We start from the raw sequence: 15,540 nt of genomic DNA, 5'->3' as shown, positions 1-15,540 counted from the left end.
GTGATCTTCACGTGAATACCGGGAGCAGCCCGCAGGTTGGTCAGATCGTGAGAATTCTCAAAGGCAAGGATGCCGGAGAGGCTGCCGTTGTTATCGCAGTTGTTGATAGCAGGTTTGTATTCATTGCTGACGGGGACAAACGAAAGTTTGACGGGCCGAAGAAGAAGAATATTCAGCATTTGGAGCTCATACCCTTCATAAGCAGTGAGGTTGTGAACAGTTTGGAAGAAACCGGCCGGGTAACCAATGGAAAGCTGCGGTTCGCAGTGATGAAATATGGAGATCCAGCTGGAATAAGTGCTCATGAGAAAGGAGACTAACTGTGGCTAAAGAAGATGTCATTGAGGTGGAAGGAACGGTCATTGAGCCGTTGCCGAATGCAACATTTAAGGTTGAGCTTGAGAACGGTCATCAAATTCTTGCCCATGTGTCCGGGAAATTGCGGATGCACTTTATCCGTATCCTAACCGGAGACAAAGTGGTCGTGCAGTTATCGCCTTATGATTTATCAAAAGGCCGTATAACTTACCGTAAATAGATGGGAACTACAACGAAAGTTTTGCTTCGCAAAACTTTGAGGAGGTAATTAACATGAAGGTAAGACCTTCTGTGAAGCCCATTTGCGAAAAATGCAAAGTCATCCGCCGCAAAGGGACTGTTATGGTAATTTGCGAAAATCCGAAACACAAACAAAAACAAGGTTAAGAAGGGGGTGTAGCGTAAAATGGCTCGTATAGCTGGTGTGGATTTGCCACGTGACAAACGCGTTGAGATCGCCTTGACTTATATTTTCGGAATCGGTAAAACGACTTCCCAGAAAATTCTTAATGAAACAGGCATTGACGTTAACACACGTGTCCGTGATTTGACGGAAGATGAAGTCAGCAAACTGCGTGAAACGATCGACAAATCGGTCAAGGTTGAAGGTGACCTTCGTCGTGAAATTTCCTTGAATATTAAGCGTCTTACTGAGATCGGCTGCTACCGCGGTGTTCGTCACCGTCGTGGATTGCCTGTTCGCGGTCAACGTACTAAAACCAATGCTCGTACCCGTAAAGGCCCGCGCCGTACGGTAGCAAACAAAAAGAAATAAGAAGAGGTGATAAGAGACAATGGCTAAACCGAAAAAAGTCGTACGTACAAAACGTCGCGACCGGAAAAATATCGAGTCTGGCGTGGCACATATCCGTTCCACGTTCAATAACACTATCGTTACGATCACGGATCCTCACGGAAATGCAATTTCCTGGGCAAGCTCCGGTGGTCAAGGATTCAGAGGTTCCCGTAAATCGACTCCATTTGCAGCGCAAATGGCAGCCGAATCTGCTGCTAAAGCAGCTATGGAACACGGCATGAAGTCCGTTGAAGTTATGGTTAAAGGACCGGGTGCGGGCCGCGAAGCTGCCATCCGTTCCCTTCAGGCCGCTGGTCTTGAAGTAAACCTCATTAAAGACGTAACTCCGGTTCCTCACAATGGATGCCGTCCGCCAAAACGTCGTCGCGTATAGTGAAATCAGAATTGTGATTGTGGTATAATTCTGACGCATCTGCTAATAATAGGTGTTTAGGCATACTACATGATGCACCTGATGGGGTGACAGTTTCATATAGGAGCGACGTTTGAAGGAGGGGTACACTCGTGATAGAAATCGAAAAGCCGAAAATTGAGACCGTAGAAGCCAATGATGAAGGAACCTATGGGAAATTCGTAGTTGAACCGCTGGAACGTGGATATGGCACGACTCTGGGGAACTCGCTTCGCCGGATTCTGCTGTCCTCCCTGCCGGGAGCCGCAGTGACTTCGGTCCAAATTGACGGCGTTCTGCATGAGTTCTCGACCATTCCTGGCGTAATGGAAGATGTGACGGAAATCATCCTGAACCTTAAAGCTCTTTCTCTGAAGATTCATTCAGACGAAGAAAAAGTGTTCGAGATTGATGCTGAAGGTGAAGGCATTGTTACCGCCGGTGATATCCGCGCGGACAGCGATGTTGAAATCCTAAATCCGGATCTTCATATTGCAACGCTGGGACCTGGCGCGAGACTTCACATGCGAATTTTTGCAGGCCGTGGTCGCGGCTATGTCCAAGCAGACCGGAACAAACGCGACGATCAGCCAATTGGTGTAATTCCAGTTGACTCCATCTACACTCCAATTTCCCGCGTAAACTATGTCATTGATAACACTCGTGTCGGACAAGTGACTAACTATGACAAGCTGACGCTGGAAGTTTGGTCAGATGGAAGTATCAGACCGGAAGAGGCTGTAAGCCTCGGAGCCAAAATTTTGAACGAACACCTCGTCTTATTCGTAGGTCTTACGGATGAAGCGAAGGACGCCGAAATTATGGTTGAAAAAGAAGAAGACAAAAAAGAAAAAGTGCTTGAGATGACAATCGAAGAGCTGGATCTTTCTGTCCGTTCCTACAACTGCCTCAAACGTGCCGGTATTAATACCGTACAAGAGCTGACTACGAAAACTGAAGAAGATATGATGAAGGTCCGTAACCTGGGCCGCAAATCTTTGGAAGAAGTTCAAGAGAAGCTTGAAGAGCTTGGTTTGGGTCTTCGTACAGAAGAATAGTAATTCAATTGCTTGAGTACTTGAGTGAAGGAGGGAAAACAAATGGCATACCAAAAATTGGGCCGTGATTCCAGTGCGCGTAAAGCATTGTTCCGTGACATGGTAACGGATCTGTTCCTATACGAGCGCATCCAGACAACGGAAGCCAAAGCGAAGGAAGTTCGTTCCATCGCTGAGAAACTGATCACTAAAGCTAAGAAGGGCGATCTTCATGCTCGCCGTCAAGTAGCTGCATTTGTTCGTCGTGAGACTGTAGACGGTGAGCAAGATGCAATCCAAAAGTTGTTCTCTGATATTGCTCCTCGTTACACAGAGCGTCCAGGCGGATACACTCGTATCCTGAAGCTGGGACCTCGCCGTGGCGATGCTGCGCCTATGGTTTATCTTGAACTGGTAGACCGCGCGTAGTAATACAAGTCATGATTTCCGATTTGTACTCTTTAAGTTCATGATCTCCGGAGATTGAGCAGTAAGTATTATTGTTATTGTACTGCAGGGGCGATAAGGCCCTGCTGTATCAATAACCGCGGGAATCACCTTGTAAAGAGTAGAAGGAGCTCCCGCCGGGGCTCTTTTTTTTAAGTATAAGGATGTTTTACGCTGTAAATCATCCTTATATTTCTCGCAGAAACGGCTACCGTCCTGTTTAGGATGGCTGAGCCGTTTCTACTTGTGAAAATGAATTACGGTTAAGTGAGCTGAGCAGCAGCTTGAAAGGAAGAATGGAATGCGCAATCTATTGATGAAGGTCAATTATGACGGAACCCATTATGATGGCTTTCAGACCCAGCCTCAGGGCAATACGATTCAGGACAGGCTGGAACAGGCAATTCTTCATCTGACCGGCGAGGCGCTGAAGATCACAGCCTCGGGAAGGACAGATGCGGGAGTCCATGCTTACGGCCAGCCGTTCAACTTCCTGACTTCCTCGCAAATACCGCTGGGACGCTGGTGTCTGGCGCTTAACGCCAGACTACCGCAGGATATCGTTGTTACTGAGGCGAAGGAGGTTCCGCTATCGTTCCACTCACGCAGAGGAGCTAAGCGTAAAACCTACAGGTACACGATTAACGGGAACCGGTTTCCCGACCCGTTTCAGCGGCGCTGGCAGCACCATCACCCCTTGAAGCTTGATGTAACAGCTATGCAGGAGGGACTGGCGCATCTTGTGGGCACCTATGACTACACTTCGTTTGCTTCGCGGAAGTCTACTAAGACCTCTCATGTGCGGACGATCTTTGAAGCACATATGGAGATTGACCGGAGTATGTGCCGGCCGGGCTCAGATGACCAGGGTGTTATTCATACTTTTATTACCGGAAGCGGCTTTTTGCAGCATATGGTCCGTATTATTATGGGAACGCTGATTCAGGTTGGCGAACGTAAGTACCATGCGGACAAGGTTGCAGATATTCTGGCGGTATGCGATCGAGCTGCAGCAGGTCCTACAGCAGTTGCCAAGGGACTGGCGCTCTGGAGCGTGGAATATGATGAGGACAATGAATAGACGATTCGGACCATGTGTTTTTTACAGAAATATATGAGATACGGACTAAAAATCACTTGCACTTATCAGGGTTATGCTGTAATATAAAAGTTGTGTTTTCTTGATGGCTATCCCACAGCCCCGATCAGGAAAATGCCAACCAACAAGCTTTACTTAACTAACTTAATCGTAATTCCAATGAGAAATTAGATATACGAAACAGATGATTTTCGTACGAGAACAAGGAGGAAACATTCATGCGTACCACCTATATGGCGAAGCCGAACGAAGTTGAACGCAATTGGCACATCATTGATGCCGAAGGCAAAACACTTGGTCGTCTGGCTAGCGAAGCCGCTGCTCTGATCCGTGGCAAACACAAACCGCAATTCACTCCACACGTTGATACTGGTGATTTCGTTATTGTAATCAACGCTGAGAAGATTCACCTGACAGGCAAGAAGCTGCAGAACAAGAAATACTACCGTCACTCGATGCACCCAGGCGGTTTGAAAGTAACAACTGCTGATCAGCTGCTGAAGACTAAGCCTGAGCGCGTAATTGAATCTGCTGTACACGGTATGATTCCTAAGACTCGTCAAGGTGACCACATGAAGCTGAGACTTAAAGTATATGCAGGCGTTGAGCATCCACATGCAGCACAAAAACCTGAAGTTTACGAACTTCGCGGATAAGAATAGAGGAGGACAGTTTCATGGCACAAGTACAATACTATGGGACAGGTCGTCGTAAACATTCGGTAGCACGTGTTCGCCTTGTACCGGGTGAAGGACGCATTGTCATTAACAAACGTGAGATGGATGATTACTTCGGTGTTGAAACATTGAAGATGATCGTAAGACAACCTTTGAACCTGACTGAAACACTGGGCAGCTACGATGTAATCGTACTTGCACACGGTGGCGGCATTTCCGGTCAAGCTGGCGCAATCCGTCACGGGATCTCCCGTGCATTGCTCAAAGTTGACCCTGAATACCGCGGTACGCTGAAGAAAGCCGGCTTCCTGACTCGTGACCCACGTATGAAGGAACGTAAGAAATACGGCCTCAAAGCTGCTCGTCGCGCTCCACAGTTCTCGAAACGTTAATATTCCTTTTCTCAAGGAATCAAGCCTCTGGCCCTTATGGGCCAGGGGCTTTTTATATTCTCCTGAATGATAAGTTTTATTCCATTACAGCACTTTAACCCAAAATGGATAAAAGTGTTGACTTCGGCTGTGGATCGCTTATACTATTCCATATAAGAATAGTTGGAATTGACGGACCGGGCACTTTTTTAGATATCAGGATGGAGGAATACTATAATGAATCTGCTTGAGAAAGAGGATCTGATCAAGATTAAGGCTGAAGAACTGGAGAATGCTTCACCCGAGGAGATTATCCGCTGGGCGGTAGAGACTTTTCCGAATATCACTTTTGCCTGCAGCTTCGGGGCTGAGGATGTAGTGCTTGTCGATATGCTGCAAAAGGTAAGTCCGTCGACGGATGTGTTCTATCTGGATACAGATTTCCACTTCAAAGAAACGTATGAGACAAGAGATGTTATGGCTGATAAATACGGGATGGAGTTCGTAAGGGTCTCGCCGCAGATCTCCGTCGATGAGCAGATTCAGCAATATGGCGATAATCTCTGGAGTGTTGATCCTAACCAATGCTGCGCAATCCGTAAGGTGGAGCCTCTGACCCGGATTTTGTCACAGTATGAGGCATGGATTACCGGTATCCGCCGTGACCAGGCGCCTACGCGTGCCAATTCTAAAAAGGTAGAGTACGACTATAAGTTCGGACTTGTGAAATTTAATCCGATCGCTGACTGGACATCTGAGGATGTATGGAATTATATCCGGGCTAACAATGTCGTGTATAACCCGCTGCATGACCGTAACTTCCCGAGCATCGGCTGCGAGCAGTGCACACGGGCTGTTATGCCGGGTGAAGACCCGCGCGCCGGCAGATGGTCAGGTAACGAGAAGACAGAATGCGGACTTCATAAATAATTAGGCACTCATATAAATGTTAACATACAGGAGGAGAGTTCCCAGATGACGTCAATACTTCCACACGGAGGAACACTGATTCAGCGTATTGTGGAGGGAGCGCAGAGAGAAGAGCTGCTGCAGCAAGCCTCAGAGAACAAATCGATTGCAATTAATTCATGGACGATATCCGATCTTGATCTGATTGGTGTAGGTGCGTTTTCCCCGCTTACCGGCTTCCTGAATGAAGCAGATTACCACTCGGTAGTGAACAATATGCGTCTATCCGACGGCACAGTGTGGAGTATTCCCATTACCCTTGCTGTGCAGCAGGAAGCGGCATCCGGCCTCGCGGTAGGGGATACCGTCTCTCTCATCGGTGAAGAGGATGGCGTCATTTACGGTCTGCTTGATATTGAGAGTATCTACAGTGTGGATCAGCAGGTCGAGGCACAGAATGTATTCAAAACAACCGATCCTGCCCATCCTGGTGTAAGCAAACTGCTGGCCCGTCCGTCAACCTATGTAGGGGGACCAATCAGAGTGCTGAACCGTCCGCAGCCGGAGAAGTTCGGAGAGTTTTATTTTAACCCTGCCGATACCCGCAGGATTTTTGCTGAGAAGGGCTGGAGAACGGTTGTAGGCTTCCAGACGCGCAATCCTGTCCATCGTGCCCATGAGTACATCCAGAAGTGTGCTATGGAGGTTGTAGACGCCCTGTTCCTCAATCCGCTGGTAGGTGAGACCAAATCAGATGACGTGCCTGCCAATGTACGGATGAAGAGCTACCTGGCGCTATTGGAGAACTACTATCCTGCGGACCGTACCTTCCTGGGGGTATTCCCGGCGGCAATGCGTTATGCGGGCCCGAGAGAGGCGATTTTCCATGCGATGGTCCGCAAAAATTACGGCTGCACACACTTTATTGTCGGCCGTGACCACGCCGGAGTAGGCGATTACTATGGCACCTATGAAGCGCAGGAGATTTTCTCGAACTTTACGGCTGAGGATCTGGGTATTACACCGCTCTTCTTCGAGCACAGCTTTTTCTGCGTAAAATGCGGAAATATGGCTTCCAGCAAAACCTGCCCGCATCCGGCTGAACAGCATCTGACATTATCCGGTACCAAAGTGCGCGGACTGCTCCGTGAAGGAAAGTGCCCTCCTCCGGAGTTCACCCGGCCTGAAGTTGCAGAGATTCTGATTGAGGGAATGTCTGAGCAGGTTAACGTCTAAATTAAGAGCCAGTACTATTTGGCCCTCTTGTCCCATATAGATGAGTAGAATCTATCGGGACGAGGGGGTCTTTGTTATGTCTGGCCGGAAGGAAGGAAAGGTCTCAGTCTGGATTGCCTGGAGCAGCATTAAAAAAAGTGTGCTAGGAGTGCTGCTGCTGGCAGTGATGATCGGCATCATAGCTTATGATATGCCTACTGCGAAGACGCTGAACTACTGGAGCCTGCCGCTCTCCGGTAAAATCATCGCTATTGATGCCGGGCACGGCGGGCCCGACGGAGGGGCAGTCAGCAAAAACGGGCTGATCGAGAAGGACATCAACCTGTCCGTATCCCTTTATCTGCGTGACTATCTGCAGCAGGCTGGAGCCATTGTGGTCATGACCCGGGAGGGGGATTATGATCTGGCTGGTGAAGCAACAAAGGGCTACTCCAAGCGGAAAACTGAGGATCTGAAGCAGCGGGTCAGAAATATCGAGGAGGATGGGGCAGACCTTTTCATAAGCATACATATGAACAGTGTGCCATCAAACCGCTGGAGCGGCGCGCAGACATTCTTCTATCCGACCAACGATGGAAACAAGGCGCTGGCCGGCTTCATTCAGGATGAGCTGCGGAATACGCTGGAGAATACGAGCCGTGTCGCCAAAACCGTAAATACAGTCTATCTGCTGAAAATGCTGAAAATGCCGGCGGCGCTCGTAGAGGTAGGCTTTCTCTCACACCCTGAGGAGTCAGTTCTGCTTGGGGATGATGTGTACCAGCGGAAAGTGGCTACGAGCATTTACCGGGGAATTCTGGCCTATGCAGCGGAGCAGCCGTGAGCTGGGACTACTCATCCGTTGAAGGGTAATGCTATAATAAGACCAAAATCCGGAGCCTTACCCTTCCGGAAAGAAACAGAGGTGCTTTCCATGCAGACCAGGGAACAAATTCAGGAATTATTGCAGCCGCTTACCGACCCCGAATCCGGAAAAAGCCTTATTGATTTGCAGCTGATACGGGACATTATGGTCAAAGAAGACAGAATCTCGTTATCGATCGTCTGTCTTGAGGAAGAGGATGCTAGCCGGATGGAGCTGGAGCAGCAGGTACGTGACTTGCTGACCGAAGGAGGAGTCCAGAACATTCATATCAGGCTGCGCAATGCTACCGATTATGAGCGCTCTATTCTTCGCGGAGACAGCACGGCGGACAAGCAGGAGCAAGAACAGGGAACAGCGCTAAAAGGGCACGCAGCGGGCCTTGAGGACCACGAGCTGCTGGATGAGAACTCGGGTGTAAAGTTCATAGCAGTAGCCAGCGGCAAGGGAGGAGTCGGCAAATCGACTGTGACCGTCAATCTTGCGGTGGCATTGGCACGCAAGGGCAAAAAGGTAGGACTGATTGATGCCGATATCTACGGCTTCAGTATTCCGGATATGATGGGAATTGAGGAAGGGCCGGTTGTGGAGGACGGAACGATCATTCCGGTGGAGCGCTTTGGAGTAAAGGTAATGTCGATGGGCTTTTTCATCCGTGAAAATAGTCCGGTGATCTGGCGGGGCCCGATGCTCGGCAAGATGCTCCGCCAGTTCTTCAGTGATGTAGGCTGGGGAGAGCTTGATTATATGCTGCTGGATCTTCCTCCAGGTACAGGTGATGTGGCGCTGGATGTGCACCAGATGCTTCCGCACAGCAAGGAGATCATTGTGACCACCCCTCATGCTACAGCAGCCTTTGTAGCGGCCAGAGCGGGCTCTATGGCACTGCAGACCAATCATGAGGTGCTCGGTGTCATCGAGAACATGGCCTATTATGAATGCTCCGCCTGCGGACAGAAGGAGTATATCTTCGGGCGCGGCGGCGGTGCTAGGCTGGCCGAGACACTCCATACGGAGCTGCTGGCCCAGGTGCCGCTGGGCGCACCGGATAACCATATTTCGGAGCCGGACTTTTCGCCGTCAGTATACAAGACGGAGACCAAGACCGCGCAGCTGTTTGCAGAGGTTGCGGACAGGCTGATTGCCAAGTACGAACAGTAAGCAAGGCGAGTGAATCCCAAAAAAGAGGCTTATCCACAATAAAGGGATAAGCCTCTTTTGCTTAAGAGCCGGAATCGTCTCCGCCCTCCTGCTTCGAGCTGTCACCGCCGCTTTCCTGATCGCCGCCGGACCCGCCCTCTTTCTCCTCGCCCTTCTTCTGGACCTTAGGCTGCAGCTCGTCCTGGACAACTGTCTTGAGCAGCCCCAGCACCTCCATACGGAATAGCGGATTCTGCATTGCTTCCTGCATAATGGTCATTGACTGCTTTCGGTAATCGGAAGTCTTGGTAAGATCCAGGAACATTTTCATCATTTCAGGCGATTTCATGATCTCTTCGACGGATTTCTGATAAGTCGGGTCCTTGATCAGCTGCAGGTGCAGCTCCTTGCTCTGGGTATTGATGGCTTTGGCGAACTCGCCCGCAAAGGTCGGGTCGGTCATAATCTTCTCGATTTCCTTCTGATACTCCGGGGCTGTGATGGTATCCTTAACCGCGATCCTGATCTGTTCCGTAGTCTGCAGCGGCATCATTTTCATGCTTAGTCCGCTGACACTGCTGCCTTCAGAGCCGGAGCCAGAGGTCAGGGCTTCCTCGACAGCCTTTTTGCCCTCATCGCTTTTTAATATATCGACAACCATCGTCTTCATTTCCTTATATCCCATTTGGCTGGAAGAACTGCTCTGTTCTCCTCCGCAGGCGGTTAAGGTGAGTACCAGGCTTAACACCAGGCCTCCAGACAACAAACTCCTCCACTTCATTGGCGCTGCCCTCCTTTATAGGAATCCTGAGGGTAGTATGCCGCACGGAGTCACAGGTTATAACGCAGAGCTTATGGTTTTTTGACGGCAGGCTTGGTAAAATAAATCTGACACAGGGGAGGTGGATTGGCTGAGTATAAGGAAATGGTATCACCTGTTCTGGACGACACTTCTGACAGGCGCTGCCGCAGCCGGATTGACGGGACTTTTACTGCAGGCTGTAAATGGCGGCATAAGCTTTAAAAGCACGGCAGATCTGCTTCTGTACCTTCTTATACTGCTTGGCTCAGGAATGCTTGTGAGCGTTTACGCACAGCTGGGATTTTTCGCTTATCTGATTCTCAACTACATGGGCAGCGGCGTGTTTTCCCGTAAAGTATGGCAGTACATACAGCTGGTACTGGCTGTTCTGGCGCTGCTGGAGCTGGTCTTCCTGCGGGCGTTTCTCGGAGGAACAGAAGCAGGCGGAGCTGATCTGGCTCTGGGCGGCGGAATATTCGCTGCAGCCGTTATCGTGACCTATTTCAAGGTGCGCAGCACGAAGGCGGCCGCGGCAATCCCGACCTTTTTCTTCATGACAGCCATCACCATTGTGGAGACGATAGGCGTGCTTCAGATCGGTGTAGACAATGCGACTGTATTTATTGTTCTTCCGCTGATTGCCTGTAATGCGTTCCAGATTTTAAGACTTCACCGCATCCTTAAACCGCAGCCGTTATTTCAATAATCCGCACCAAAACCCCAGTGCTCAAAGAAAGAGCCCGGGGTTTTCTTGTTCATTCCAGCGCGATTAAAATGAAATCAGAAAGGTTAATCTTAAAGAACAGCTTACATAAACAAGCTAATGACCGTACCGCCGGCCGCAACTGAAATCAGTAAGCAGGGAGGGGCATATATGAACATTAAGCGCTATATGATAAAAGACACAAGTGAAAGCATTCTGAGCAGGCTCGATCCGTCGGAACGCGGTGAAATTGACTCCAAACAGGAAGCAGTAGCCAAAACGGAAAAGCTGAAGGAACGTCTAGCCGAGCTGCAGGATATCCTTTTCGCCCAAAAAAAGCATTCGCTGCTCGTCATTCTGCAGGGGATGGATTCAAGCGGGAAGGACGGAACAGTGAAGCATATCTTTTCCGGCATTAACCCTCAGGGCTTTATCGTTACCAGCTTTAAAAAGCCGTCTCTTGAGGAGGAGGCCCACGATTTCCTGTGGAGAGTGCATATGAAGACCCCGCCTAAGGGCTATATCGCAGCCTTCAACCGCTCCCATTATGAAGATGTCCTTGTACCCCGGGTGCATGGCAGCCTCAAAAAGAAAGATATGAAACGACGCTTCCGCTACATCCGCCAGTTTGAGGAAATGCTGGTGGAAGAGGGTACGACGGTGATTAAGCTGTTCCTGCATATCTCGAAGGAAAAGCAGCTTGAAAAGATCCAGGAGCGGCTTCATGATCCGACGAAGCACTGGAAGTTCGATGCCAGTGACCTGCAGGAGCGGGAATACTGGGATGATTATCAAAAGGCATATGAAGATGTTTTCCGGGAGACCGGCACTGAGCAGGCACCCTGGTACTGGATTCCGGCCAATCACCGGTGGTACCGCAATTATCTGGCTTTGTCGATTGTAGTCAAAACACTGGAGAGTCTCGATCTGAGCTATCCTAAGCTGGATACTCCGACGCCCGATATATCAGAGCTTATCTCCCCGCGTCACTGACAGCAGAAGCCGGACATTGCGGTACGGACAGGTGTAAGGACGGACTACATTCCTGCGGCGTCTTCCAGCCCCTTATTCAGTGAAGCGGAATCACGGACTTCGGTGCCTTCGGCGCTGCTTTGGCTAATCAGCTCGGATACAGTGACGAACTCATACCCCTGGGCGCGTAGATTGTCGATTATCCGGGGGAGGGCTTCATGGGTCTGCTTGCAGGAATCACTGGCATGAAGGAGAACGATATCTCCGGGATGAGCTTTGGTGGTGACCCGGTTGACGATATTGTCTACACCGATGTTTTTCCAGTCCAGAGAGTCAGTGTCCCATTGGATGACCTTGTAGCCCAGATCAGTGGCTACCTGGAGCACCCTTTTATCAAAATCACCATTCGGCATGCGGATCAGGTTAGGCTCTTTGCCTGTTAATTCAGTCAATACGGTGTGGGCCGTGGAAATCTGCGTCCGGATCTCCTCATTGTTGAGGGTGCTGTAATTAACATGCTTATGCCCGTGGCTTCCGATTTCAAAGCCTGCATCTTTAATGCTCGTGACAATTTCCGGATGTGTTTTGCTCCACGGCGAGGATAAGAAGAAGGTAGCCTTATCTACCTTTTTGTCCTCCAGCACCTTCAGAATCGGTTCAGGTCGCTTTTCACCCCAGCTAATGTCGAACGTTAAAGCGATCAGCTTCTTTTGCGTTGGCACACTGTAAATGGCAGACGGGGCTTGGGCATCGGAAAATACGGTAATATTGCCCCTTTCCACGTATACAACACCAGCGGCCAAAAGCGCAGCGGCAAAGATATAGATGAATCGTTTTATCTTTTTGCCGCTGAATACATAAAAAGAATTCATACTAGCAGCGCTCCTCTCCCATTGCGAAATGGCTTGTTTGTTCTAAATGTATGCTCGTACCTAACGCTTATGACCTCATTCACACCAGAAATCTCTTTAACAGCTTGTACTAAACCATATAGGAGGCCTTTATGTTTGCGTTTTCAAGATTCATCAAAGATCTAAGGACGATCCGGAGGGCGCTGCTTTTGGCGCTCATACTCTTTTTGGCGGGGGGATTGCTCGGCTGGATCAGTACAGACAGTCTGCAGCGGCTGCTTGCCCAGCAGCTTGAAGGGTTAAGCAGTATAAGCGGAGAGCTTATGAGTTCGGACAATCCGGAGTGGAGCTTCTTCACCTTCATCTTTTTGAACAATAGCATCAAAAGCGTACTGGTTATCTTTCTCGGTGCATTGTTTGGCATCATCCCGGCATTCTTTTTATTGATCAACGGTGCTGTTATCGGCTATCTCATTCACTTATCGGCCCTGCAGGGAGTGGACCTGTTTGATCTTATAGTTAAAGGGCTGCTTCCGCACGGGATCATCGAAATTCCGGCTATTATTATCGCTTGCGCGTTCGGGCTTCATTTTGGCGGCCGGGTTGTTAAGAGCATGTTCGGGAGGAGGACGGGGGACACCGGCTGGCCTGAATTTATGCGGCAGACGTTGACCGCTTCGGTCTGGATTGTGCTCCTGCTGCTGTTTGCCGCAATTATTGAGAGTACAATTACATTAGCGCTTTTATCATAAAATCTCAGATAATTGAGCATACCATTAAGGCTGTTGGGATATGGAGATTCTTTACATCAGGCAACTCGCAGTGTGTGCTCGGACTATGAAGATAATTTTTAGCAATTATGGTTATAGTTCCTATGCTCCGGTTAATCTAGTGTAAGTGGGTATACGCACAGTTTCTCCATTCTTGGATAACTTCTAACACATAAACAGCAGCGCTCAAGAATTCGATTTTATAATATGATGAAGGAGGCCAAGCATATGTTGGGGATGTTGTTCAATGAAAAGGAGTGCAAGGAGCTGGACTATGTTCTGCGTAAAGAGCTCGACGAAATGCTTCTTGATTTAAGTGATCAGCGCTTGGACCAAAATATCAGGCATGCTATTGCTAACCGATATAAAACCGTATTTCGCATGTACGCGCGGTTTGCTCCGCAGAAGGAGCTGTCCAAATACGCATGGGGCGGGCGTTCGTCCCAGTTCAAGCATTAAATTACCGGGCTGCTGGCTGTAGATTTGAGTGCTTGTCCATAAATTTTATAAAAAGAGTTGACTAAATAGGAGCGTGCGTGATACATTATATCTCGCGCTCCTTTTGATTTTGAAAAAGAGAACGCAAGGCAAGGAAAAACGAAAAAAACATTTTTCAAAAAAAAGACTTGCCAAAACGAATAACACTGTGATATATTATAAAGGTCGCCGCTGACAAGCGAAACGACAAAGAAAAGAAACAAATTGATCTTTGAAAACTGAACAACGAGTGAGTGGAAATCACCTTGGTGATTTCAAAAGTAGAGAATGCAAATTCTCGTCAGATGTTTCAAAATGAGCAATCGCTCTTTCTAAATACCAATTTGGAGAGTTTGATCCTGGCTCAGGACGAACGCTGGCGGCGTGCCTAATACATGCAAGTCGAGCGGAGCTTATCCTTCGGGATAAGCTTAGCGGCGGACGGGTGAGTAACACGTAGGCAACCTGCCCCTTAGCCTGGGATAACTACCGGAAACGGTAGCTAATACCGGATAATTTCTTTTTTCTCATGAAGGGAGAATGAAAGGCGGAGCAATCTGTCATTAAGGGATGGGCCTGCGGCGCATTAGCTAGTTGGTGGGGTAACGGCTCACCAAGGCGACGATGCGTAGCCGACCTGAGAGGGTGAACGGCCACACTGGGACTGAGACACGGCCCAGACTCCTACGGGAGGCAGCAGTAGGGAATCTTCCGCAATGGGCGAAAGCCTGACGGAGCAACGCCGCGTGAGTGATGAAGGTTTTCGGATCGTAAAGCTCTGTTGCCAGGGAAGAACGTCCGGTAGAGTAACTGCTACCGGAGTGACGGTACCTGAGAAGAAAGCCCCGGCTAACTACGTGCCAGCAGCCGCGGTAATACGTAGGGGGCAAGCGTTGTCCGGAATTATTGGGCGTAAAGCGCGCGCAGGCGGCTATTTAAGTCTGGTGTTTAAACCTTGGGCTCAACCTGAGGTCGCACTGGAAACTGGGTGGCTTGAGTACAGAAGAGGAAAGTGGAATTCCACGTGTAGCGGTGAAATGCGTAGAGATGTGGAGGAACACCAGTGGCGAAGGCGACTTTCTGGGCTGTAACTGACGCTGAGGCGCGAAAGCGTGGGGAGCAAACAGGATTAGATACCCTGGTAGTCCACGCCGTAAACGATGAGTGCTAGGTGTTAGGGGTTTCGATACCCTTGGTGCCGAAGTTAACACAGTAAGCACTCCGCCTGGGGAGTACGGTCGCAAGACTGAAACTCAAAGGAATTGACGGGGACCCGCACAAGCAGTGGAGTATGTGGTTTAATTCGAAGCAACGCGAAGAACCTTACCAGGTCTTGACATCCCGATGAAAGCATTAGAGATAGTGCCCCTCTTCGGAGCATCGGAGACAGGTGGTGCATGGTTGTCGTCAGCTCGTGTCGTGAGATGTTGGGTTAAGTCCCGCAACGAGCGCAACCCTTGACTTTAGTTGCCAGCAGGTTAAGCTGGGCACTCTAGAGTGACTGCCGGTGACAAACCGGAGGAAGGTGGGGATGACGTCAAATCATCATGCCCCTTATGACCTGGGCTACACACGTACTACAATGGCCAGTACAACGGGAAGCGAAGCCGCGAGGTGGAGCCAATCCCAGCAAAGCTGGTCTCAGTTCGGATTGCAGGCTG

The 15,540-nt window shown here is 49.5% G+C and carries 20 protein-coding genes and 1 rRNA gene (1 of these 21 running past the window's edge); 19 read left to right on the top strand and 2 right to left on the bottom strand.

The window, feature by feature from the left end; all coding sequences use genetic code 11:
• The first annotated feature begins 11 nt into the window (after positions 1–11).
• The 14 genes from R70723_RS28350 to R70723_RS28285 all read left to right on the top strand — a co-directional run bounded on the left by R70723_RS28350 (position 12) and on the right by R70723_RS28285 (position 9,325).
• Positions 12–320, top strand: a complete 309-nt coding sequence (locus R70723_RS28350; protein WP_039877383.1) for a KOW domain-containing RNA-binding protein — start codon at positions 12–14, stop codon at positions 318–320.
• Between the two features lie 2 nt (positions 321–322).
• Positions 323–538 (top strand): translation initiation factor IF-1, encoded by a 216-nt coding sequence (infA, locus tag R70723_RS28345; protein WP_018753971.1) that lies wholly within the window; start codon positions 323–325, stop codon positions 536–538.
• 53 nt (positions 539–591) lie between these two features.
• Positions 592–705 (top strand): 50S ribosomal protein L36, encoded by a 114-nt coding sequence (gene rpmJ / locus R70723_RS28340; protein WP_003322638.1) that lies wholly within the window; start codon positions 592–594, stop codon positions 703–705.
• A 19-nt stretch (positions 706–724) separates the two neighbouring features.
• Complete coding sequence (gene rpsM / locus R70723_RS28335; protein ID WP_039877382.1) at positions 725–1,093, top strand: 30S ribosomal protein S13; 369 nt, start codon at positions 725–727, stop codon at positions 1,091–1,093.
• A 19-nt stretch (positions 1,094–1,112) separates the two neighbouring features.
• Positions 1,113–1,508, top strand: coding sequence for a 30S ribosomal protein S11 (gene rpsK, locus R70723_RS28330; RefSeq protein ID WP_039877381.1), 396 nt, complete (start codon positions 1,113–1,115; stop codon positions 1,506–1,508).
• A 131-nt stretch (positions 1,509–1,639) separates the two neighbouring features.
• A complete protein-coding gene (locus R70723_RS28325; RefSeq protein WP_039877380.1) occupies positions 1,640–2,584 on the top strand; it encodes a DNA-directed RNA polymerase subunit alpha in 945 nt (314 codons plus the stop codon).
• A 42-nt stretch (positions 2,585–2,626) separates the two neighbouring features.
• Entirely contained in the window at positions 2,627–2,992 is a 366-nt protein-coding gene (gene rplQ / locus R70723_RS28320) for a 50S ribosomal protein L17 (protein ID WP_019908254.1), read from the top strand.
• Positions 2,993–3,311: 319 nt separating this feature from the next.
• A complete protein-coding gene (truA, locus tag R70723_RS28315) occupies positions 3,312–4,091 on the top strand; it encodes a tRNA pseudouridine(38-40) synthase TruA (RefSeq protein ID WP_039877379.1) in 780 nt (259 codons plus the stop codon).
• A gap of 236 nt (positions 4,092–4,327) precedes the next feature.
• Positions 4,328–4,765, top strand: a complete 438-nt coding sequence (gene rplM, locus R70723_RS28310; protein ID WP_039877378.1) for a 50S ribosomal protein L13 — start codon at positions 4,328–4,330, stop codon at positions 4,763–4,765.
• 20 nt (positions 4,766–4,785) lie between these two features.
• Entirely contained in the window at positions 4,786–5,178 is a 393-nt protein-coding gene (gene rpsI / locus R70723_RS28305; RefSeq protein WP_039877377.1) for a 30S ribosomal protein S9, read from the top strand.
• A gap of 216 nt (positions 5,179–5,394) precedes the next feature.
• The gene (locus R70723_RS28300) at positions 5,395–6,087 is read left to right on the top strand and encodes a phosphoadenylyl-sulfate reductase (RefSeq protein ID WP_039877376.1); all 693 of its coding nucleotides are present in this window, start codon (positions 5,395–5,397) and stop codon (positions 6,085–6,087) included.
• Positions 6,088–6,132: 45 nt separating this feature from the next.
• Complete coding sequence (sat, locus tag R70723_RS28295; protein WP_039877375.1) at positions 6,133–7,302, top strand: sulfate adenylyltransferase; 1,170 nt, start codon at positions 6,133–6,135, stop codon at positions 7,300–7,302.
• A gap of 76 nt (positions 7,303–7,378) precedes the next feature.
• Complete coding sequence (cwlD, locus tag R70723_RS28290; protein WP_039877374.1) at positions 7,379–8,125, top strand: N-acetylmuramoyl-L-alanine amidase CwlD; 747 nt, start codon at positions 7,379–7,381, stop codon at positions 8,123–8,125.
• A gap of 90 nt (positions 8,126–8,215) precedes the next feature.
• A complete protein-coding gene (locus R70723_RS28285; protein WP_039877373.1) occupies positions 8,216–9,325 on the top strand; it encodes an Mrp/NBP35 family ATP-binding protein in 1,110 nt (369 codons plus the stop codon).
• A gap of 61 nt (positions 9,326–9,386) precedes the next feature.
• Here the strand turns inward: R70723_RS28285 and gerD are convergent, their stop codons facing one another.
• Complete coding sequence (gene gerD / locus R70723_RS28280; protein WP_039877372.1) at positions 9,387–10,085, bottom strand: spore germination lipoprotein GerD; 699 nt, start codon at positions 10,083–10,085, stop codon at positions 9,387–9,389.
• A 121-nt stretch (positions 10,086–10,206) separates the two neighbouring features.
• On the opposite strand from gerD, the gene R70723_RS28275 reads away from it, so the two are divergent.
• Together R70723_RS28275 and R70723_RS28270 are read left to right on the top strand one after the other, a co-directional pair.
• Positions 10,207–10,812, top strand: coding sequence for a KinB-signaling pathway activation protein (locus R70723_RS28275; RefSeq protein WP_305954268.1), 606 nt, complete (start codon positions 10,207–10,209; stop codon positions 10,810–10,812).
• Positions 10,813–10,980: 168 nt separating this feature from the next.
• Positions 10,981–11,802: a PPK2 family polyphosphate kinase gene (locus tag R70723_RS28270; RefSeq protein ID WP_039877371.1), complete on the top strand. Its 822-nt coding sequence runs from the start codon at positions 10,981–10,983 to the stop codon at positions 11,800–11,802.
• A 44-nt stretch (positions 11,803–11,846) separates the two neighbouring features.
• Here the strand turns inward: R70723_RS28270 and pdaB are convergent, their stop codons facing one another.
• Positions 11,847–12,653, bottom strand: a complete 807-nt coding sequence (gene pdaB, locus R70723_RS28265) for a polysaccharide deacetylase family sporulation protein PdaB (RefSeq protein ID WP_039877370.1) — start codon at positions 12,651–12,653, stop codon at positions 11,847–11,849.
• Between the two features lie 131 nt (positions 12,654–12,784).
• Between pdaB and R70723_RS28260 the strand changes: the two genes are divergently transcribed.
• From R70723_RS28260 to R70723_RS28250, 3 genes are all read left to right on the top strand, one after another.
• Positions 12,785–13,384, top strand: coding sequence for a stage II sporulation protein M (locus tag R70723_RS28260; protein WP_039877369.1), 600 nt, complete (start codon positions 12,785–12,787; stop codon positions 13,382–13,384).
• Positions 13,385–13,630: 246 nt separating this feature from the next.
• Positions 13,631–13,861 carry a hypothetical protein gene (locus R70723_RS28255; protein ID WP_025336637.1) on the top strand — a complete coding sequence of 77 codons (231 nt, stop codon included), beginning with the start codon at positions 13,631–13,633 and terminating at the stop codon, positions 13,859–13,861.
• A gap of 359 nt (positions 13,862–14,220) precedes the next feature.
• Positions 14,221–15,540 (top strand): 16S ribosomal RNA (locus R70723_RS28250); it runs 228 nt beyond the window's last position.

The organism is Paenibacillus sp. FSL R7-0273 (assembly GCF_000758625.1).
Lineage (GTDB): Bacteria > Bacillota > Bacilli > Paenibacillales > Paenibacillaceae > Paenibacillus_AQ.
Note: the sequence above shows the minus strand (reverse complement) of the source record. Positions and strands in the feature narration are given on the sequence as shown.